Here is a 14,374-nt window from a genome sequence, read left to right as displayed (position 1 = left end):
GGATGACATTCATCGTGGAACTGCTGATCGCCTTTTTCCTGATCGTCTCGGGTATCTTCGGCTTTGTCGGGTCTTTTGGCATGATCAAGCTGAAAGACCCGATGTCCCGCCTGCACGCGCCGACCAAGGCAACGACCTTGGGGGTGGGCGGCGTGCTTCTGGCCTCGATCGTGCATTCTGTTCTTCTGGAAGGAAAGCTGTCCCTGCACGAGCTGCTGATCACTCTGTTCTTGTTCCTGACCGCTCCGATCACGGCCCTGTTCATTGCAAAATGGCACATACACCGTCATGAAAACCCAGAAGACCTGCCGGATGCCGGCGAGGATGAGCTTTGGGCCACCCACGCCGTCGAGCAGGTCGAGGACGTCCCGGACCATAGCGCGAATTGAAACCTATGCACATTCCTCCTCTGCCCCTGACCCGCGATCTGGTTCTTGTTGGCGGAGGTCACACCCACGCGCTGCTGCTGCGCAAATGGGGGATGAACCCTTTGCCCGGGGCGCGGGTGACAGTGATCAACCCCGGCCCAACGGCCCCTTATTCCGGAATGTTGCCAGGATATATCGCCGGACACTATGACCGGTGGGAGCTGGACATCGATCTGGTCAAACTGGCGCGTTCTGCAGGCGCGCGGGTCATTCTGGGCTCGGTCGACGGACTCGATACCGATCGTCAGGAAATACATGTTCCCGGGCATCCTCCGGTTGGTTTCGACGTGGCGTCGGTCAATGTTGGCATTTCGTCGGACATGCCTGAAATGCCCGGCTTTTCGGAACATGCGGTACCGGCCAAACCACTGGGGCCATTCGCGGCAAAGTGGGCTGCTTATCTGGAAGGCAGCGGCGCTGCCTCGGTCGCCGTAATCGGCGGTGGAGTCGCCGGGGTTGAACTGGTCATGGCGATGGCTCACGCGCTAAAGGCCAAAAGTCGGACAGCACAGGTTACACTGATCGACAATGCCTTTGCCCTGACGGCCACCAAACCCAAAGCGGCAGCGACGATCCGGCAAGCCATGCAGGATCTTGGTGTGGAAGTGATCGAAAACGCAGCAATCAGCCGGATCGCTTCGGAACACGTCGCATTGCAAGATGGGCGCACAATTCCCGCCAATTTCGTAACAGGTGCGGCCGGAGCCCGCCCGTATGACTGGATCGAAAAGACCAGGCTGGACCTTGAGGATGGCTTCATCCGGGTGAACAGCTACCTCCAATCCAGCGATCCAGTGGTTTTTGCCGCCGGTGATTGCGCCCATCTGGTGGACAATCCCAGACCCAAGGCCGGGGTTTATGCAGTGCGCGAAGCACCGGTTCTGTTCGACAATCTGCGCGCGGCGCTGGGGGCTGGACGGATGCGCAAATATGTCCCGCAGAAGGACTACCTGAAACTGATTTCACTGGGCGGCAAATCGGCGTTGGGTGAACGGTTGGGAGCATCCTTCAGCGGAGCGATGATGTGGACATGGAAGAACCACATCGACCAGACCTTCATGAACAAGTTCCGGGACCTGCCGCAGATGAGGCCCCCTGCGCTGCCTCGCGAAAGTGCGGCCGGACTTGTTGAGGCGCTGGGTGAAAAACCGATGTGTGGCGGATGCGGTGCCAAGGTCGGGCGGGGTGCATTGCACATTGCACTGAAATCGCAGCCCGCCCCCATTCGCCCTGACATCACACCCTTGCCCGGCGATGACGCGGCTCTGCTTCAGACGGGCGGAGTTCAGCAGGTCATGACGTCCGATCACCTGCGGGCTTTCACCAAAGATCCTGCGCTTATGACCCGTATCGCGGCTGTTCACGCCTTAGGCGATATTTGGGCCATGGGGGCCACGCCTCAGGCAGCCACGGCAACCATCATCTTGCCACGCATGTCTTCTGCCCTGCAAAGCCGTACCATGTCGGAAATCATGTCAATCGCAGGAGCCGTCATGCGGGACGCCGGTGCCGAGATTGTGGGCGGGCACAGCTCCATGGGTGACGAGATGACGATTGGCTTCACACTGACCGGGTTATGCGAAACCGCCCCGATCACACTGGCGGGCGGGCAACCGGGCGATTGTCTGATCCTGACCAAACCCATAGGAAGCGGTGTTCTTATGGCGGCTGAGATGGCCGGCCAGGCCAACGGTGCCTGGGTCGCCGCAGCCTACCAGCACATGGTGCAGCCGCAGGGCAAGGCGGCCTGCATATTGGCCGGGGCCCATGCGATGACCGACGTGACCGGGTTTGGTCTGGCCGGACACCTGCAAGGCATCTGCGACGCTTCCGGATGCGGGGCCATGATGGATCTGGGTGCTGTGGACGTGATGGAAGGCGCGCAGGAGCTGACGGACCAGGGTGTTCGGTCAACCCTATTTGCAGACAACCGGGCAATAGCACCTGACCTGCCCGCCGAGGGCAAAGCCGCCTTGATGTTCGACCCGCAGACAGCAGGCGGCCTGCTGGCCGCGGTCGCGGCGAAGGATGCCGATACCGTCCTGGAAGACCTCAAGAACGATGGGTATCCAGCCATGGCAATCGGCGAACTCACCGAAGCACCGAGGCTGCGTCTTCAAAGCTGATCCAGCAGGCTTTCGATCCGGGTCGCTGCCTCGCTCAGGCCGGCGTCGTTCAGAACAGCGATCTCAATATCGGCCAGTTCCTCAACAGAACGGGACCGCCGCGACTTTGCGTATGCCGGGTCATAATGCTGCTCCATCAGGGCCTGAGTAAGCACCTGTTTTTGACCTGCATTGATCAGCTGCATCCAACCATCAACAACCTCGTGACCACGATGAGACCGCAGCGGCGACAGCCGTTCTCGCAACCGGTCGCTGTCTGACAGGATGTCATCATAGGCTTGAACCAGATAGGCGGCACGCGCTTCGAGTGGCGCCGTGATGTTCACCCGCGGGGCTGCACATAAAGTGTTCCACAGGCTGGGTGGCAATATCAGGCTCCCAATCCTGGAAGATTCCGCTTCGACCACAACCGGGTGCGCCGAGTCCATCGCACAAAGCGCTCCCGACAAAGCTGATTCAAAGGCTTTCTGGCTGGGCTGCCCGCCCGGTCTTTCCCCCAATAATGATCCTCGATGATTGGCCAGTGCTTCGAGGTCCAGAACCTGCACTCCACGTGCGCGCAACAGGGCCAACAATTCTGTCTTGGCCGTTCCGGTATAGCCATCCAGCGCCACCAGCCGATGCGGCAACGGATCATCATACAAATACGCATTCACCAACCTGCGGTAGGTGCGATAGCCGCCCTCAATCACTTCCGCCCGCCAGCCGATTTGTTGCAGCATCCAGGTGAACGACCCGGAACGCTGTCCGCCACGCCAGCAATAGACCAAGGGGCGCCAGCTGCCTTCGTGATGGCTTAGATGCCGCTCAATGTGGTTGGCCGCGTTGCGGAACACCAAAGCAGCCCCAAGTTTACGCGCCAGAAACGGGCTCTCCTGTACATACATGGTTCCGACACGGGCGCGTTCCTCGTTATTCAGAACTGGCAGATTGATCGCACCTGGCAGATGATCTTCAGCGAACTCGGCAGGGCTGCGCACATCAATGACTGTGTCATAGTCATGCGCGTAAAGCTGTGTCAGATCAGGAAAGTTCAGAGCCATGCCGAAGGTCTAGCTTGCCGCGTTTCCAAAGGAAAGGTCATGCGCCCTCACGCGTCGAAAGGCTCAATAAGATCAGGCCCGCTGGCCCGGTTTGAGTTGACGGCCGGACCGACGCGATGAAAAGCCAGCACATCCCTTTCCCCCGGCTGCATCAGACGTGCGGCCCCCTTTCCAGTTTCACCCAGCCATAATGGCCAGTGTGGGGGCTCAAGGATCAGGGGCATCCGATGGTGGATCGTGCTGAGGTTTTCGTTGGCCGCCGTTGTCACGATGGCACAGGTGCCCTGACGGTTTTCATCCACCCCCCAGTCCTGCCAGATCCCTGCAAAGGCAACCGGGGCGCCATCCCTGCGATGGATATACCAAGGCAAGCGCGTTCCCTCGTCCGTCTTGGTCCATTCGTAAAACCCTGTTGCGACAATCAGACAGCGGCGTGATCGGCAGGCATCGCGAAAGGCGGGCTTTTCCGCCAAAGTCTCGGCACGTGCGTTGATCAGCAACGGCCCGGCAGTTTCCGTCTTGTACCAATGTGGCAGAAACCCCCAGCGCAGCGCATCCAGATGACGGCCTGATTCACCGCCCCGCACCACATGCACCTGATTTGTCGGACACACGTTGAAGTTCGGGACGGTTGGCAACGCATTAGCCGGGCGCGCGGAAAACAGCTGCGCCATCGCGTCATTGGGAAGAGTTATTGCAAACCGTCCGCACATGGTAATGAACCACCGTTACAATCCTGGTTTTGACACAGGATCTTACTGGGTCGCATGGAAAACCAGAAAACGCGATCCCACAAGAGCAAAGCGGTGGCCTTTGGGGAGGCTGGCAAGCGTCCACAGGCACTGAAAAGACCCCGCGGGAACTCAAAAATTTCCCGAAGGCCTCGGATTATCAAACCTTTTCCGGCTTCGTTTTGACCGAGGTGAGGCAGTAAGGAAAGCCTTGTCCACATTTCGTTGAAGCTTCGTGGACAAAGCCCGATGATCCGCTGCTTGCCCAGAAATTGGCGAGCGCGCTGATACACACGGGTCAGGTAACGCGTGATTTGGCTAATACCCGAAAAGTAAATAACAATTCCCAGTCCACCGGCACCTTGCACGGGTCATAGTCGAGAGTAGGCCTGAGGAGAAAACTGGAGTCAATTGCCCGGTTCACCGCCCACAAACTGGCCTCAAACCCCAACAACCCGAAAATGCCTGCAAAACGTGCAAAGGCTTACTGTCTCTAGGGGTTCGCCCAAGTCAATCAGGGGCTGGCGCGAGGTCGCGGATCAGATCAAACCGATGCTTGACGGCTTGGGCCCGGAACTCTGGCCGGAATACGACTTCAGCTGATCCGTTAGGAAACAAAAAAAGCCGCACCATAGCGATGCGGCTTTTGTTAATCCTGAAAGCAGAGTCACTTCTGCTTGATGCGCCCATCAACATAAGACTGATACGGAGCATTTGCCGCCAGATATTCGGCAGTTACATCCGCAAGGTCCGGACCGAAGTCATAGGCGTTCTTGTCGTCACCCTTGAACATCGCGTACCCATCACCACCGTTGCGGACGTAGTTATTGGTTACGACCAGGTAGGTTTTATTCGGGTCAATCGGAACAAAACCGTCGCCCTCGGCGACCATCACATCAATGATACGCCCTTCGTTCGGCGCAACACTGGGGTCCCAGGTAAAGCGCAGGCCGGCGACCTGAGGAAAACGCCCCTTCACGTCTTCCACCTGACTGACACCATTTTCAAGCGCGTCGATCACGGTCTGTCCGGTAATCTCAAAAGTTGACAGGGTGTTCTGGAACGGCAACACGGTCAGCACTTCGCCCATGGTCACATCTCCGGGATCGATAGACGCCCTCAAACCACCCGAGTTTGCAATGGCAATCTGTACACCCTGATCGGCAACCCGCGCCAGCATCGCATCAGCAACAAGATTGCCCATCTGGCATTCCTGCACACGACACACAGCGCGATCGCCTTCGATGGCTTCAGCTGTGCTTGCAACAACCTTGTTTCGGATTTCATCCAGAGGCACCGCCAGTTCCGCGATCCGGTCCAATGCGGCCTGATCCTCGGTCACAGTGTTGTCCATGATCAAAGGTTCACCAACGGCTTCGACCACATTGCCGTCATCATCAAACGTGACGTTCAATTCGCCCAGAAATTTGCCGTAGGCATATGCCTGAACGATCTGCACACCGTTGACCACCGTAGGATACGGACCAACAGCCTTGTCTGACGCATTCGAAAGATAGGTATTCGAATGGCCGCCGACGATTACATCGACCCCGCTTGTCTCTGCCGCGACACGCTGGTCGACGCCATAGCCTGAATGGCTGAGCACGATGATCTTGTTGACACCTTCGCCCGTCAGCCTGTCGACCTCGGCCTGCACCGCTGGTACCGGGTCTGAAAAGGTCACGTTGGGACCGGGCGACGCAAGTTCATGCGTATCGATCGGCGTAAGCCCGATCAGGCCAATCTGTTCGCCACCCACCTCGATCACAGTAGATTTCTTGATGTGGTCGGTCAGAAGTTCTTCGTCGCGAATATCGGCATTGGACATCAAGACCGGGAAATCGACCGAGTCAATAAAGCCACGCAACACTTCCGGGCCATCGTCAAACTCGTGATTGCCCACGGTCATGGCGTCATAGCCCAGCTTGTTCATGAACTCGGCAGCGACTTTTCCCTTGTAGTACGTGTAGAAAAGAGACCCCTGAAACTGATCACCACCGTCCACCAGAATCGAATTGTCGGCACGTTCACGTGCTTCGTCTATGGCAGTGACCAGACGCGCCGATCCACCAAAGCACTTTCCTTCGGCATTGTCTTCTGCGTCGCATCCGCTGTCGTATTTATTGATCGGCTCGAAACGCGAATGAAAATCGTTGGTGTGCAATATTGTCAACTTGTAGTCGGCTGCCGCAACACCAGCGGTCAGGCCCAGAACCGCAACTGAAGTCAAAATTCGGGTCTGCATCATGGTACTCCCAGTTATTATTTGTGGTGATCGTGCGCGCATGACGACAGAGAGTCAAAGAAGAAATCCGACTTGATTCCATCTTCGGCGCGGGGCATCAGGTCCGTATGCTGATTTACAAGATTTTCCGAGCCGAAGAGTGGGCCGCCCTGCAAAACCAGGGCGCCTCAGAAGGCGCACCGATTGATGTCGCTGACGGGTTTGTCCACTTTTCCACCGCTGAACAAGCCGCTGAAACCGCAGCCAAGCATTTTGCCGGTGTCGATGGGCTGACTGTGTTGGCCTGTGACGCAGATGCGATGGGCGACGACCTGAAATGGGAGGTCTCGCGCGGCGGTGCCCTGTTCCCGCATCTCTATCGCCAGATCCGGATGAGAGATGTTGTCTGGTCACGCCCTCTGCCTTTTGACGGCACCGCGCACCAGTTCCCCGAGGACATGTCATGACATCCTATGTCGACCCGGACCGCGACCAGTTCGAGGGCTTCAAGGCATTGGATCGGGACCGCCCGATCGAAATGCTCAATCTGGTGAAGTTTCGGGCCAAGGCGCAGTACCCGACCGCCCATGAACTGGCGAATGCGGGGCTGACCGGAGCGCAAGCCTATCAGAACTACGGGGCTGAAACCGCTCCGATCATTGAACATATCGGGGCGACCATCCTCTGGCGTGGGGTGTTTGAATCAACCCTCATCGGGCCATCGGATGAAACATGGGATGCCGTCTTTGTTGCGCGCTACCCGACTGCACATGCGTTTCTTGAAATGGTAACGGACCCGGTCTATCGGGCGGCCGTAATCCATCGTCAGGCTGCGGTGGAAACGTCGCGCCTGATCCGATGCGGTTCAGGTGAAGCCGGGACGGCGTTCGGATGAAACTGACAGAAAAACTGGGGCTGGCCGCCCTGCACCGCATGGACCCCGAGACCGCCCACGGGATGTCGATCAAGGCATTGAAGTCCGGACTCGCACCCGCGCCAGGGCCAGTGACAACACCGCGCCTGAAAACCGTCGTTGCCGGGCTGGCCCTGCCGAACCCGGTTGGGCTGGCCGCCGGGTTCGACAAAAATGGCGAGGTTTTGACCCCGCTGTCCCGCGCCGGGTTCGGTTTTGTCGAGGTCGGGGCGGTCACGCCGCGTCCGCAGCCGGGGAACCCCAAACCCCGCCTGTTTCGACTGACCGAGGACAGGGCAGCCATCAACCGCTTTGGATTCAACAATGAAGGCATGGAGGTGATGGCCAAACGGCTGGCAGACCGTCCCAAAGACGCGGTCATCGGCCTGAATCTTGGGGCCAACAAGGACAGCGAAGACCGTGCCGGCGATTTTGTCAAAGTGCTGGCCCATTGTGCCGAACATCTGGATTTTGCAACCGTCAACGTGTCATCCCCGAATACGGAAAAGCTGCGGGATTTGCAGGGCAAAGCCGCACTCACCGCATTGTTGAGCGGTGTGATCGAGACGCGTGATGCGCTGCCGCGCCCGCTGCCGATCTTCCTGAAAATTGCACCGGATCTCACCGAGGCGGAATTGCAGGACATCGCCGAGGTCGCCCGCGAAACCCGGGTGGACGCTGTGATCGCCACCAACACCACCCTGTCCCGCGACGGTCTGCGCAGCGTACACAAAGACGAAACCGGTGGTTTGTCGGGCGCCCCGCTGTTTGAAAAATCCACCCGCGTACTGGCTCGGCTGAGCAAATTGACGGGCGGGGATATCCCCCTGATAGGCGTTGGCGGCATCAGCAATGCCGAGCAGGCCTACGCCAAGATCTGTGCCGGGGCATCGGCTGTGCAGTTCTATACTGCGATGGTGTATGGCGGCATTTCCCTGGCGGCTGACATCGCTGAAGGGCTGGATGACTTGCTGGCTCGTGACGGTTTTGACACCGTATCGCAAGCTATCGGCAGCAAACGAGAGGATTGGCTGTGATCGAATACTGGCACAACCCCCGCTGTTCCAAATCCCGCGCCGGACTGGCACTGTTGGAAGAAAACGGTGCGCAGATCACCGTTCGAAAGTACCTGGAAGACGAGCCTTCAATCGACGAACTTCGCGCCGCACAATCCGCCCTAGGGCTGTCACCCATCGAAATGATACGCAGAGGCGAAAAACGGTTCAAGGAATTGGGGCTGAGCAAAACCTCGCCCGACGAAGACCTGATCCGTGCCATGGCCGAAAACCCGATCCTGATCGAGCGGCCTCTTGCAATTGCCGGAGACAAAGCCGCCATCGGACGTCCACCAGAGAACCTTTTGACGCTGCTCTAGGACACCTGTGCCTCAAGCTTGGGATAGCGCCAGCCCATTGTCACCCCACGTGCAATATTGAGCACCATCAACGCGGCCCACAGGCCGTGATTGCCGAAACTCGGCACCAGTATGAAAAGTGCGACCACATAGATCGCCACTGACTGAATCATCGCATTGCGCATGGCGCGGGTCCAGGTGGCACCGATGTAGATACCGTCGAACATCCAGCTTGCCACTCCGATCACCGGAGCAATCGCTGCCCAGAAGAGAAACTCACGCCCGGCCTCGCGTACCTGCTGTGAGGTTGACATCAGGTCGATCAGCGCCGGGCCGGCTAAGAAGAAAAACGCTCCCAGCAACAGCGCCCCCCCAACACCCCATTGTGAGGCCATGACAGAAGCGCGACGCACCTGATACCTGTCTCTGGCCCCGACTGCGCCTCCGACCAGCGCTTCCGCGGAAAAGGCAAACCCATCAAGCGCAAAGGCCGTGATTTCAAGAAATTGAAGCAAGACCTGATTGGCGGCCAGATTCACGTCACCCAGATCCGAGCCAACAAAAAGGAATGTGGTGAACGATCCGGTCAACAGAACGGAACGCAGCATGATATCACCGTTGACCTGCAACATGCGCCGCAGCCGGGCAGCATCGAAAACCCGCGCCCAATCGCGCCAGATTCCGTCTGCGAACCCATCCCGGCAAAGCCATAACCCCAATGCCAATCCTGTCCATTCTGCAATCAGGGTGGCAATGGCTACTCCCTCGACCCCCCAGCCAAGTCCAAGAACGAACCACAGGTCGAGAACGATATTCACCCCATTCATCCAGACCTGAAGGACGAACACGCCGCGCGTGCGCTCGACGGCAATCAGCCAGCCGGTAACAGCATATAATGCAATGGTGGCAGGTGCCCCCCAGATGCGAATCTCCAGATAGGATCGGGTCAGGGCTTCGACTTCGGGGCTTGCCGGGGAAAGCGCAAACGCACCCGCAAAAACAGCCACTTGCGCAAGGATGAAGAACAGCCCTGCCGCGCCACCCAGCATCAGGCCGCGCATCAGCAACGCCCGGGTTTCAACTATGTCGCCTGCCCCGCGTGCCTGCGCCGCCATCCCGGTGGTTCCCATCCGCAGGAAACCGAAGATCCAATAGACAGTGGACAGAATCACAGCGCCGATGCCGACCGCCCCGATTGGGGCCGCCTCGCCCATCTGACCGACTACGCCCGTATCCACCGCACCAAGTATGGGAACAGTGGCATTCGACAGGACGATCGGCACCGCGATCTTCAACACCCGTCTATGCGTAATGGGCGCCGAGGCGTCCTGCATGGTCAGCTCTGATCTCTGGGGGGTTGCGGCATCAGGAAATGCCCGGAAGCCTGCGCAAACAGTTTCGCATGATTGTCCTGCCAGGCTTCAACCCGGACCGAGGCATAACGCCGCCCGGATCTGCTGATGAAGGCCCTTGCATATGCGTCCCGTGGAAGGCCCGAGCGCAGATAGTCGACGGTAAAGTCGATGGTCTTCGGAAAGCGGATATTCGGGTCGGTCACAATGGCCTCTCCGTCGATCTCGCCACTTTCGATGCGCGGGAAAAAATGTTCCCAACTAAGGGTAATGACAGCGGTCACTTCGAGGAATGCCGCGGTTACACCGCCATGAATCGCAGGCAGGAACGGGTTGCCAATCAACTTGTCATCGAAGTTCAGAACACCGATCAGTTCATCCCCGCGCCGGTCGAAGCTGATATTGAGAAAGCGGATGTAAGGCACACCGTCAACCAGCGCAAGCAACGCTGCATCGCGTCGCTGCTTGACCACCTGCATTGGTTCGGGACGAGGTCTTGCCATGTTATTTCCCCTCAACCGTAAAGGATCCAGAGGCAGTGGCCACCGGCAGGTCCTTGTCGTCGTCCATAGCCGTCGCTCGTACAAAAGCCACGTTCCGCGTGATGTGATAGCAGACGGCGTGCGCTGTGACCGTTTGACCCGGTGTCGCCGCGCGCATGTAGTCAATTCGCAGATCGATCGTGGCTGTCCCGCCGGGGGCCGACGGGTGGCTCATCACTGCAGCACCGCAGCATGTGTCCAGAATTGTGGAAATCGCCCCGCCGTGAATCACCCCTGTGCGCGGATCACCGATCAGATCCTCATTGTAGGGCAACGTGATTTCTGCCTCGCCATCGCCGATCTGCGTGAGCTTGAGGTTCAAGGCCCGCGCGTGGGGGATCGCCTCGATAAACTGGCGGGCTAAAACTGTCTTGTCGACCATATGTTTGCGTCCTGTTCTCTGCCCGTCCTTTATGAGCCGCTGTTTCCGCAAAGGGCAAGCCCACCTGTTGCGCTTGGGATCGGGACCGCCTAGGTTGCTGACAAGGAGATCGGGAATGTCCAACAACCGTTTGTCATTCAAAGAGATGTGCGCCGAGTTCGACGTCACCCCGCGCACTCTGCGCTATTACGAATACATCGAACTTTTGCAACCGGACCGTGAAGGTCGGTCGCGGTTTTACGGCCCGCGAGAATGCGCGCGGATGAAGCTGATCATGCGCGGGCGCAAGTTCGGATTTCCTCTGGAAGAAATTCGTCAATGGCTTTTGATCTACGAGGATCAGGGCAATGAAGCTCAAATGGCTACTTTCGTCGAGATGGCGGACCGCCAGATGAGCGAGCTTCAGCAGCAGCGCCAGCAATTGGATGAAGCCATGGACGAACTCAAGCGTCTGCGCGACCAGACGGCCAAATCTTTGGGATAGCCGCCGCTCCCATTCCGCATATCCAAAATGATCACTCCGAACCCGCTCAAGCATGTGCGCAGTGTTCCGCCATTGCGAAGGTTTTGGCGGGAAAACCCGCTTGACGTTGCGGAAAGAAAATTGCGTCAAACCTTGCTTACGTGACCGGATGTTACGTCAACTTGGAAATGACGCAGCGTCTGGATTACGTAAACGTCACTCTCATGTTGTAAAGCGCATACCAACTGCGCAACTCATATCTCATGACGCCAGTGACGAGAGTATGACGAATGACCGAAGATGTGATGACCATCCGCGAGATGTGCGAGACCTATGATGTCACACCACGCACCTTGCGGTTCTATGAGGCCAAGGAACTTCTGTTCCCGATCCGTGAAGGCCAGAAACGTCTGTTCACCAAGCGTGATCGGGCGCGGCTCAAACTGATCCTGCGCGGCAAACGATTTGGATTCAGCCTCGAAGAAATTCGGCAACTGCTGGATTTGTACCATGTCGGCGACCAGCAGGTCACTCAGATGACCCGCACCTATGAAATCGCGTGCGAGCGTCTGGAGGATATGGAATCGCGCCGCGAAGAGCTGACACAAGCCATCGACGATCTGAAAGAGCAGTTGCGCTGGGGCGAGAAAGTCATCGCCTCGATGAAACAGGAAAAGAAGGCAGCCGAGTAACCTCGACCTGTCATCCGGACATATGAATTAAGGGAGCTTCACATGCCCGTTTACAACGCGCCAATCAAAGACATGCAGTTCATCCTGCACAACGTACTGAATGTCTCGCAGTCGGATATCTCCGGCTACAACGAACTGGAAGCCGAGTTTACCGGCGCGGTTCTGGAAGAAGCCGGCAAGGTTGCCACCAATGTTCTGCATCCGCTGAACGTTGTCGGCGACACCGAAGGATGCCGGTTGGAAAACGGCATTGTGTACACCCCGACCGGGTTCAAAAACGCCTTCGAGCAGATGAAGGAAGGTGGCTGGACTGGCCTCGACATGCCGGAAGAGTATGGCGGTCAGAACATGCCCTATGTGCTGGGGACCGCCGTGGGCGAGATGTTCTCGGGCTCCAACCAGGCTTTCACAATGTACCAGGGCCTGACGCACGGTGCTGCCTCGGCGATTCTGGCGCACGGAACGGACGATCAGAAGAACACGTACCTGCCCAATATGGTCAGCTGTGAATGGACAGGCACCATGAACCTGACCGAGCCGCATTGCGGCACCGATCTAGGCCTGATGCGCACCAAGGCCGAGCCGCAGGGCGATTGCAGCTACAAGATCACCGGCCAAAAGATCTTTATCTCGTCGGGCGATCACGACATGGCAGACAACATCATCCATCTGGTGCTGGCAAAAATTCCCGGCGGCCCCGAGGGTATCAAGGGTGTCTCGCTGTTCATCGTCCCCAAGTTCATCGTCAACGAAGACGGCTCCCTGGGTGAGCGCAACGGAGTCTCGGTCGGCAAGATCGAAGAGAAAATGGGCATCCACGGAAACTCGACCTGCGTCATGAACTATGACGAGGCCACCGGCTGGCTGTTGGGAGAAGAACACAAAGGCATGCGCGCCATGTTCACCATGATGAACGAAGCGCGTTTGGGTGTGGGCATGCAAGGCCTGTCTCAGGCCGAAGCTGCGTATCAAAATGCTGTCGAATACGCCAAGGACCGCTTGCAAGGCCGCGATGTTACTGGCGCAAAGAACCCGGACGGCCCCGCCGATCCGCTGATCGTTCACCCTGACATCCGGCGAAACCTGATGGACCAGAAAAGCTTCACCGAAGGTGCACGCGCATTCATTCTGTGGGGTGCCACGATGATCGACAAGGCGCACCGGTCGGGCGACAAGGACGCCGACGGCCTGATTTCGCTGTTGACCCCGGTCATCAAAGGATTCCTTACAGACGAGGGCTATGACATGACCGTTCAGGCCCAGCAGGTCTATGGCGGCCATGGCTACATCGAGGAATGGGGCATGTCGCAATATACCCGCGACGCCCGGATCGCCATGATCTACGAAGGCGCCAACGGCGTTCAGGCGCTCGACCTGGTGGGCCGCAAGCTGGCGCAGGACGGCGGCAAGCACGTCATGGCCTTCTTCGACATGGTCAAAACCTTCTGCAAGGAAAACTCCGGTAAGAATGAAGCCTATGACAAGGCCTTCATCGAACCGCTGAAAACCGCGTCAAAGGATCTTCAGGCCGCTGGCATGTACTTCATGCAGGAAGGCATGAAGAACCCCAACAACGCTCTTTCCGGTTCGTATGACTTCATGCACATGTTCGGCCATGTTTGCCTGGGCCTGATGTGGGCGCAGATGGCCAAGGCCGCACAAGAGGCTTTGGACGGTGGTGCGTCGGACAAAGCGTTCTACGAAACCAAGATCGACACCGGCCGCTTCTACATGGCCCGCCGTCTGCCCGCCACGGCGATGCATCTTGCACGCATCCAGACCGGCGCGGACACGGTAATGGTACTGGACGCTGCGAATTTCTGATCACAGTCTGGGTTCGGGTAACATTGCCCGGACCCAGCCTTTCGAAGGAAACCACATGCCGAAACGTTTTCGCCTAACCCGCCGCTTTCCGATCGCAATGACCGAGGACGGGTACCGCAAGCTCAAAGCGTTCGCGCGCGAGGCGGGCCTGGACGAAGGCGAGGCACTTTCGTTTCTGTTCGAGAATTTCAACAGTGTAATTGATGAGGAGAACCTGACCCACCGCCTACGCATCTTCAATTCCGAGCTTGAGGCGCGGAAACGTTAACAAAACCAGCCACCTGATCTCGGGTGGGCGTG

The 14,374-nt window shown here is 58.0% G+C and carries 16 protein-coding genes; 10 read left to right on the top strand and 6 right to left on the bottom strand.

Annotated features, from left to right (window positions below; all coding sequences use genetic code 11):
• The first annotated feature begins 2 nt into the window (after positions 1 to 2).
• On the top strand, positions 3 to 389 hold the full coding sequence (locus AC2FFA_RS16980; protein WP_117869530.1) for a Na+/H+ antiporter subunit G: 387 nt from the start codon (positions 3 to 5) through the stop codon (positions 387 to 389).
• 5 nt (positions 390 to 394) lie between these two features.
• Positions 395 to 2,554 (top strand): selenide, water dikinase SelD, encoded by a 2,160-nt coding sequence (gene selD / locus AC2FFA_RS16975; protein WP_496852495.1) that lies wholly within the window; start codon positions 395 to 397, stop codon positions 2,552 to 2,554.
• On the opposite strand, the gene mnmH is transcribed toward selD, so the two are convergent.
• The 3 genes from mnmH to AC2FFA_RS16960 all read right to left on the bottom strand — a co-directional run bounded on the left by mnmH (position 2,545) and on the right by AC2FFA_RS16960 (position 6,573).
• A complete protein-coding gene (gene mnmH, locus AC2FFA_RS16970) occupies positions 2,545 to 3,597 on the bottom strand; it encodes a tRNA 2-selenouridine(34) synthase MnmH (RefSeq protein ID WP_496852494.1) in 1,053 nt (350 codons plus the stop codon). The genes selD and mnmH overlap by 10 nt on opposite strands.
• A gap of 47 nt (positions 3,598 to 3,644) precedes the next feature.
• Complete coding sequence (locus tag AC2FFA_RS16965) at positions 3,645 to 4,310, bottom strand: SOS response-associated peptidase (protein WP_496852493.1); 666 nt, start codon at positions 4,308 to 4,310, stop codon at positions 3,645 to 3,647.
• Positions 4,311 to 4,995: 685 nt separating this feature from the next.
• Entirely contained in the window at positions 4,996 to 6,573 is a 1,578-nt protein-coding gene (locus tag AC2FFA_RS16960; protein ID WP_496852565.1) for a bifunctional metallophosphatase/5'-nucleotidase, read from the bottom strand.
• 107 nt (positions 6,574 to 6,680) lie between these two features.
• Here AC2FFA_RS16960 and AC2FFA_RS16955 point away from each other — a divergent pair, with 107 nt between their 5' ends.
• From AC2FFA_RS16955 to arsC, 4 genes are read left to right on the top strand one after another with little or no spacing between them, the layout of a single operon-like run.
• Positions 6,681 to 7,019: a DUF952 domain-containing protein gene (locus tag AC2FFA_RS16955; protein ID WP_496852492.1), complete on the top strand. Its 339-nt coding sequence runs from the start codon at positions 6,681 to 6,683 to the stop codon at positions 7,017 to 7,019.
• Positions 7,016 to 7,447 carry a DUF1330 domain-containing protein gene (locus AC2FFA_RS16950; RefSeq protein ID WP_496852491.1) on the top strand — a complete coding sequence of 144 codons (432 nt, stop codon included), beginning with the start codon at positions 7,016 to 7,018 and terminating at the stop codon, positions 7,445 to 7,447. The genes AC2FFA_RS16955 and AC2FFA_RS16950 overlap by 4 nt, the downstream gene beginning before the upstream one ends.
• Positions 7,444 to 8,502 (top strand): quinone-dependent dihydroorotate dehydrogenase, encoded by a 1,059-nt coding sequence (locus AC2FFA_RS16945; protein ID WP_496852490.1) that lies wholly within the window; start codon positions 7,444 to 7,446, stop codon positions 8,500 to 8,502. The genes AC2FFA_RS16950 and AC2FFA_RS16945 overlap by 4 nt, the downstream gene beginning before the upstream one ends.
• On the top strand, positions 8,499 to 8,840 hold the full coding sequence (arsC, locus tag AC2FFA_RS16940) for an arsenate reductase (glutaredoxin) (RefSeq protein ID WP_496852489.1): 342 nt from the start codon (positions 8,499 to 8,501) through the stop codon (positions 8,838 to 8,840). The genes AC2FFA_RS16945 and arsC overlap by 4 nt, the downstream gene beginning before the upstream one ends.
• On the opposite strand, the gene AC2FFA_RS16935 is transcribed toward arsC, so the two are convergent.
• From AC2FFA_RS16935 to AC2FFA_RS16925, 3 genes are read right to left on the bottom strand one after another with little or no spacing between them, the layout of a single operon-like run.
• Positions 8,837 to 10,153 (bottom strand): MATE family efflux transporter, encoded by a 1,317-nt coding sequence (locus AC2FFA_RS16935; RefSeq protein ID WP_117869538.1) that lies wholly within the window; start codon positions 10,151 to 10,153, stop codon positions 8,837 to 8,839. The two genes, arsC and AC2FFA_RS16935, sit on opposite strands and share 4 nt — an antisense overlap.
• A 2-nt stretch (positions 10,154 to 10,155) precedes the next feature.
• A complete protein-coding gene (locus tag AC2FFA_RS16930; RefSeq protein WP_496852488.1) occupies positions 10,156 to 10,674 on the bottom strand; it encodes a PaaI family thioesterase in 519 nt (172 codons plus the stop codon).
• Position 10,675: 1 nt separating this feature from the next.
• Positions 10,676 to 11,095: a PaaI family thioesterase gene (locus AC2FFA_RS16925; protein WP_117869540.1), complete on the bottom strand. Its 420-nt coding sequence runs from the start codon at positions 11,093 to 11,095 to the stop codon at positions 10,676 to 10,678.
• 115 nt (positions 11,096 to 11,210) lie between these two features.
• Here AC2FFA_RS16925 and AC2FFA_RS16920 point away from each other — a divergent pair, with 115 nt between their 5' ends.
• The 4 genes from AC2FFA_RS16920 to AC2FFA_RS16905 all read left to right on the top strand — a co-directional run bounded on the left by AC2FFA_RS16920 (position 11,211) and on the right by AC2FFA_RS16905 (position 14,342).
• The gene (locus AC2FFA_RS16920) at positions 11,211 to 11,579 is read left to right on the top strand and encodes a MerR family transcriptional regulator (protein ID WP_117869541.1); all 369 of its coding nucleotides are present in this window, start codon (positions 11,211 to 11,213) and stop codon (positions 11,577 to 11,579) included.
• A gap of 269 nt (positions 11,580 to 11,848) precedes the next feature.
• The gene (locus AC2FFA_RS16915; RefSeq protein ID WP_117869542.1) at positions 11,849 to 12,250 is read left to right on the top strand and encodes a MerR family transcriptional regulator; all 402 of its coding nucleotides are present in this window, start codon (positions 11,849 to 11,851) and stop codon (positions 12,248 to 12,250) included.
• Positions 12,251 to 12,292: 42 nt separating this feature from the next.
• Positions 12,293 to 14,074, top strand: a complete 1,782-nt coding sequence (locus tag AC2FFA_RS16910) for an acyl-CoA dehydrogenase C-terminal domain-containing protein (RefSeq protein WP_496852487.1) — start codon at positions 12,293 to 12,295, stop codon at positions 14,072 to 14,074.
• A 55-nt stretch (positions 14,075 to 14,129) separates the two neighbouring features.
• A complete protein-coding gene (locus tag AC2FFA_RS16905; protein ID WP_117869544.1) occupies positions 14,130 to 14,342 on the top strand; it encodes a hypothetical protein in 213 nt (70 codons plus the stop codon).
• Positions 14,343 to 14,374 lie beyond the last annotated feature (32 nt).

It is taken from the genome of Ruegeria sp. YTSB088, assembly GCF_059609825.1.
Note: the sequence above shows the minus strand (reverse complement) of the source record. Positions and strands in the feature narration are given on the sequence as shown.